The sequence below is a fragment of the Microcoleus sp. B4-D4 genome, from assembly GCF_036705185.1.
Taxonomy (GTDB): Bacteria; Cyanobacteriota; Cyanobacteriia; order Cyanobacteriales; family Microcoleaceae; genus Microcoleus.
Genome location: NZ_JAUBTX010000014.1, coordinates 1,952 through 7,377, shown reverse-complemented (window position 1 = coordinate 7,377; position 5,426 = coordinate 1,952). Strand labels below are relative to the sequence as shown.

5 protein-coding genes are annotated in these 5,426 nt (G+C 42.2%); all 5 read right to left on the bottom strand.

Features of this window, described 5'->3' with window-relative positions; translation table 11 throughout:
* Window positions 1-44 precede the first annotated feature (44 nt).
* Window positions 45-578 carry a crossover junction endodeoxyribonuclease RuvC gene (gene ruvC, locus QUB13_RS13160; RefSeq protein ID WP_194065704.1) on the bottom strand — a complete coding sequence of 178 codons (534 nt, stop codon included), beginning with the start codon at window positions 576-578 and terminating at the stop codon, window positions 45-47.
* A gap of 90 nt (window positions 579-668) precedes the next feature.
* The gene (gene bchI, locus QUB13_RS13155) at window positions 669-1,778 is read right to left on the bottom strand and encodes a magnesium chelatase ATPase subunit I (protein ID WP_442922165.1); all 1,110 of its coding nucleotides are present in this window, start codon (window positions 1,776-1,778) and stop codon (window positions 669-671) included.
* Window positions 1,779-2,100: 322 nt separating this feature from the next.
* Complete coding sequence (locus QUB13_RS13150) at window positions 2,101-2,274, bottom strand: PEP-CTERM sorting domain-containing protein (RefSeq protein ID WP_333381334.1); 174 nt, start codon at window positions 2,272-2,274, stop codon at window positions 2,101-2,103.
* A gap of 42 nt (window positions 2,275-2,316) precedes the next feature.
* Window positions 2,317-3,375, bottom strand: a complete 1,059-nt coding sequence (locus tag QUB13_RS13145; protein WP_333381331.1) for an RNA-binding domain-containing protein — start codon at window positions 3,373-3,375, stop codon at window positions 2,317-2,319.
* A gap of 6 nt (window positions 3,376-3,381) precedes the next feature.
* On the bottom strand, window positions 3,382-5,426 hold a 2,045-nt coding region (locus tag QUB13_RS13140; protein ID WP_333381328.1), incomplete at its 5' end, for a tetratricopeptide repeat protein.

The following is a 5,426-nucleotide window of genomic DNA, read 5'->3' as shown; positions in this document are numbered from 1 at the left end:
TTCTACAAAAACAAAGTCCGCGCAACGCGAGACTGAAGATTAGATTAAATTTTTACGGTTTCCAATGGGATTTTTTTCGGACAAATATCATCGTCGTACCAACCAGTCAAAGCCACCGCCAAAGCATCCGCCGCATCGTCCGGTTTCGGAATATAAGCCAACTCTAACTCCCGCGCTACGGCCTCTTGTACTTCAGATTTATCCGCATTACCGCGCCCAGTTAATGCTTTTTTGATTTGGGCTGGGGTAAACTCGAACAGCGGCACTCCACACTGCGCTAATACCAGTGTCAAAACGCCCCGCGCTTGGGCTACGAGTATGGTATTTCCCATCTTGTAAAAGAACAGTTTTTCGGCAATTGCTATATCGGGTTTAATCTGTTCAATTACCTCGTGCAAATCATCGTAAATAGTTTTCAGGCGCTGTCCCATTTCCTGTTTGGGCGTTGTTTTAATTACGCCGCAATCAATCATGGAAATGCTGTTTTCATCTTCTTTTCCGGGGACAATTTGATAGGAAATTGCGCCGTAGCCGAGATTCGCTAAGCCCGGATCTAATCCTAAAATTCGTTTTTCCATTGCAGAAATTAGTAATTGGAAATGGGGAATGAGACATTAAAAATTTGGGAAATGTTTCATCACCACCAATTACCAATTACCAATTATTAATTATCCCTCAGTTGTTTCTAGGCCGAATACTCGATCGAACACTTTAGTCACTTTATAGCCCGAATCGATCGATTCTAGCGGGTCTTTCCGCAATCGGTGCCGCAAACACAGGGTCATCACCCGACGAATATCGTCCACAGTGACCTCTGTACGACATTCTAGGGCGGTGAAAGCTTTGGCGGCCCGATTTGTGACTAAATCGCCCCGCAGCCCGTCTACGTCCAATTCGGCGCAGACTTGGGAGATTTTTACTCGCAAATCTCGATCGATAGTTACCGATTTCAACCTTTCCTGGGCTTCCACCAATTTCTCCTGCATATCATCTTGTTCGTGCTGATATTTCGCGAGAAACTCTGAGGGATTTTGGTCAAAACTCGATCGCTGTTCGACAATTTCTACTCTTAAATTGGGGTCTTTGACAGTCCGAATTTCGGCGTGCATTCCAAATCTGTCGAGCAATTGTGGCCGCAGTTCTCCTTCTTCTGGATTCCCGGAACCGATGAGAATAAACTTAGCCGGGTGGCGGATCGAAATGCCTTCGCGTTCGACTGTATTCCAGCCGCTGGCGGCGGAGTCGAGCAAAACATCGACTAAGTGATCGTCGAGCAAATTGACTTCATCGACGTAAAGAATGCCGCGGTTAGCTTTGGCTAACAGGCCTGGTTCAAAAGCTTTAACTCCTTCGGCCAAAGCTTTCTCGATGTCGATCGTACCGCAAACTCGGTCTTCGGTAGCGCCGAGCGGCAAGTCTACCATTTGGACTTTTTTGCGGGCGATCGGCATTGTACCGTGATGCAAAGTGCGATCGCGCACCTCATCGCTCATAAAATCCGGATCGGTGGGATGACTGTTAAAAGGATCGTCAGCCACCACCTCAATTTCTGGCAGCAAGTCAGCGAGGGCGCGGATTGTGGTAGATTTGCCCGTACCGCGATCGCCCATAATCATCACTCCGCCAATTTTCGGATCGATGACATTCAACAGCAGCGCCAGTTTCATCTCCTCCTGGCCAACAATTGCAGTGAAGGGAAAAACAGCGCGGCGGGCTGCGGTAACGGTTGGCAGAGCGCCCGTATTTACGGTATTGCTGACTTCGGCAGTAGGACTCACAGGATAACTCAAAATATAATAATTGCTTGTTTATTGTAAGGGATAACCGATTTTAGATTTTAGATTTGCGATTTTAGATTAACGTATTTCTGTCATTTGGAAGGTAGTGAAGCAATCTCAAAGCCTTGCTACACCGTCATAATTCGTCCCTGACTGAGAAACCGAATTTTTGGGCAAAACTGGGCTACAGCTTTTAATCCCGGTAAAAAACCCGGTTTCTAGGCGGGGCGAGATGCAGACGGCGGTTGAAACCGCGTCTACACAAACAAAGTCTGCCTCCGCAGACTGAAGAAAATAACGTAATTTTAACCGCCCTGTCTTCTTATCTTTTTGTGCGTCTTTTCTTCCACAACAAACTCATTCCAGCAGCCACCATTGTACCCATCGCCGTCATCGGTTCCGGTACAGCAGCATCAGCAGCAGCGAAAGGTTCATACTCATAAACTGCGCTAACCGTAGTAGCTTTGGAGGGTGCGTGAGAACGAGAAATCTTCAACTACCAACGATTAAGCTATTTCTCACGCACCGCATAGTCCCATTATAGGTGTTCGTAGATATCTGGAATATCAAGAGGTTGAGAGCTGTTCGACATCCGAATATAAAATTCAAGTTTCTTTTCGTTCGTTTTCTGTAGCCAAGCTTTTTTGGCAGATTTTTTTATATCAATCGCGCAGACATCTTTGCCATCATTTTTTTCAAACCGAATTTTAATCTGCTGAGTAAAGTTGCTGCCAATATATTGACAAATTGAATCAATAATTGTCCGCTCTAGCTGATCTAGATTTCCCTTTGATAGTAAAGATAAATCCTTTTCTAGACCGAAAATATTACCATTATCTTCAACGCCGATAATGAGAGTTCCACCTTCAGAATTAAGAAATGCAGCAATTGTCTTAAGAGTGCTAAATCTTAATTCTTTATTCTCACAATCGCGCCGAACATCCCACTGAAAGGTACTCTTATACTCCAGGCGATCGCTTTCAGGGAGTTTGATCAACTCAGAAATTGGGCGCAGTTCGCCAATTTTTCTGATCGTTGTTAAAAATCGGCGTAATTGTCGTTCCTCAATCCGTCCTTTCAATATTTCTTCTGTATCTGCTGCATCGATTACCGTTTTGTTGATCACGGCAATGTACTGACCCAAATATGTTTGATCCAACGTTTCTATATTCTCGTTAATCCACTGCTCATTCTGAACGTTACCCCAACGGTTGAAATAGGCGATCGCATCCTGAATCGATTCATGAAGTATATCGAAAATATTACCGGGCATAGTTTTAGAAATATAGTCCCATGCGCCCATCTTGAAAGCAGTGCGGCAATCTGAAACTGTATCATTGGCAGTTAAGATAATAACTACAGAAGAAAGATTTCGGGTTTTCACTTCGTCAATAACAGCAAATCCACTGTCATCCTGATCCATTCGCATATCTGCAATAATTACGTCAAAGGGATTTCCAAACTTCTCTTGAGCTTGAGCAACACTGGTAGCCGTTTCAATATGCTCATAGCCATAGTCCCCAAGCCATTCCAGTAACTCATTCAAATATCGAGGATTGTCTTCTACCAACAGCAAATGGACGTTTTGAGTTTGCATATTATCTTACACCTCTTTCTCAAGATAAGGAATATAAATTTCAAATCTAGCTCCATCTTGTCCCGTTTCCCGAATATAGCCCTTCATCTTGGTCAGGGTTTTACGGATAATGAACAGCCCTAATCCGCTACCTTTACCCTCCTGAGAAGTGGTTTTTAGGGGTTGAAAGATCCAATCTTTATGATACTCTGGAACGCCCTTACCATCATCAGCAAATTCAAGAAACAGATATTTTTGCTCTCCAGGGACATTCATTCCCCGAATTCCTGATGGGTTGACGACATCTTGAGATGTGATATGAATGGTCAATTTCGGCTGGTCAGCATTGTGCTTCAGAGAATTTTCGACCAGTTCATTCAATGCACTCTTTATTTTTTCCTGATCTCCATAGAACGGAGAGTCACCGTTTCTTATGTCTAGAAGAATCCAAGCATTATCAATATGGCAAGTTATTTCCCACTTTTCAAATAGTTCCTTGACCTGAAAACGGTGATTTTTGATCGAAATACCTTCGTTGATAGCTTTCAAGTCATTGAGAGCACTCTGGGTTAGTTCCAGTTGTGTCAGCAATTTATCAAACTGGGCGTAATGCTCGTCATTAGGTGATAACTTTCGGATGGAGCGTATAGTCTGCGACTTGATCACAGCCAATTCGTTATTCACAAAGTCAGAGATATCATGAGCAGTTTTGGAAATGACCGTCAAAATCCTCCGATAGTCGTCATTAGAAATAGTTTCAATCTCAGATTTTTGTGCTTCCTTGCGTTTTTCAACCTCTTTGAAGACATCTTCAATCGCTTGAATAATACGGTTTAATAAGGGATCTTCGCGATCGGAGCGATGTGAAATTCGATAAGCAATTGCTTTAAGGATGCTGATCTCATTGGCGATTTTGTGATACATCGCCCGATTGAGAATTTCCGTGTCGCTTAATTCACTTGGGACATCAGCGTTGACCATTTCAAAGTAGTCTTGCTCACTAAAGTTAAGAATCAGCATTTCCCTTGCCTGATCGTACCGTGGAGAATCTTTGTCGATTTTCCGCAGCATTTGAATGGCTGTATCGTTATGAGGATCGCTGGCAAAAATATTTCTAGCACTGTGGAGCCATGTTTTCTCTTTGTCATCCGAGTTGGCAATTGCTGCCTCGAAATATTCGTCACCTTTCTTGCGTTGCTTAATGCAGTAATATAGCCTACCTAACTTGAGGAAAATTATATTAGCTTCATACTGACTCAGAAAATCCTTTTTTATTTCAGATAACTGGTTGATAGCCTCTTGGTACTTGCCTAGTCTTTCTAGTGCAGGAAAATAGTGAAAATAAATAAAATCGTTTCGTATATTATGATCTTCCAATCCCATTTGTAGTGCCTTTTCAAAGAAGGGTAAAGCCTTCTCATCCTGACCAATTGAAGCTAAAGTAATAGCATAACTACTAATAGTTTTCGGATTATCAGGTTCAATTTGTAGCGCTCGCTTAAACAACGGCCAAGCTTTCTCATACTCACGAATCCAAGTCAAAGCATTGGCATAACTATTTAGCGTTATCACATTATTAGGTTGAATTTGTAGCGCTCGCTCAAACAAGAGCCAAGCTTTCTCAGGCTGATTATTTGAAATCAAAGCCTTGGCATAACTATTTAGCGTTATCACATTATTAGGTTGAATTTGTAGCGCTCGTTCAAACAAGGGCCAAGCTTTCTCATGCTGATTATTTGAACTCAAAGCATAAGCATAACTATTGAGTGTTATCACATTATTAGGTTCAATTTGAATCGCTCGCTCAAACAACTGTAAAGCTTTCTCCTGCTGATTATTTAAAATCAAAGCATTGGCATAACTATTTAGCGTTATCAGATCATTAGGTTCAATTTGAATCGCTCGCTCAAACAACTGTAAAGCTTTCTCCTGCTGATTATTTGAAGTCAAAGCTTTGGCATAACTACATAATGTTATCAGATCATTAGGTTCAATTTGAAGAGCTCGCTCAAACAACTGTAAAGCTTTCTCATGCTGATTATTTAAAATCAAAGCATTGGCATAACTATTTA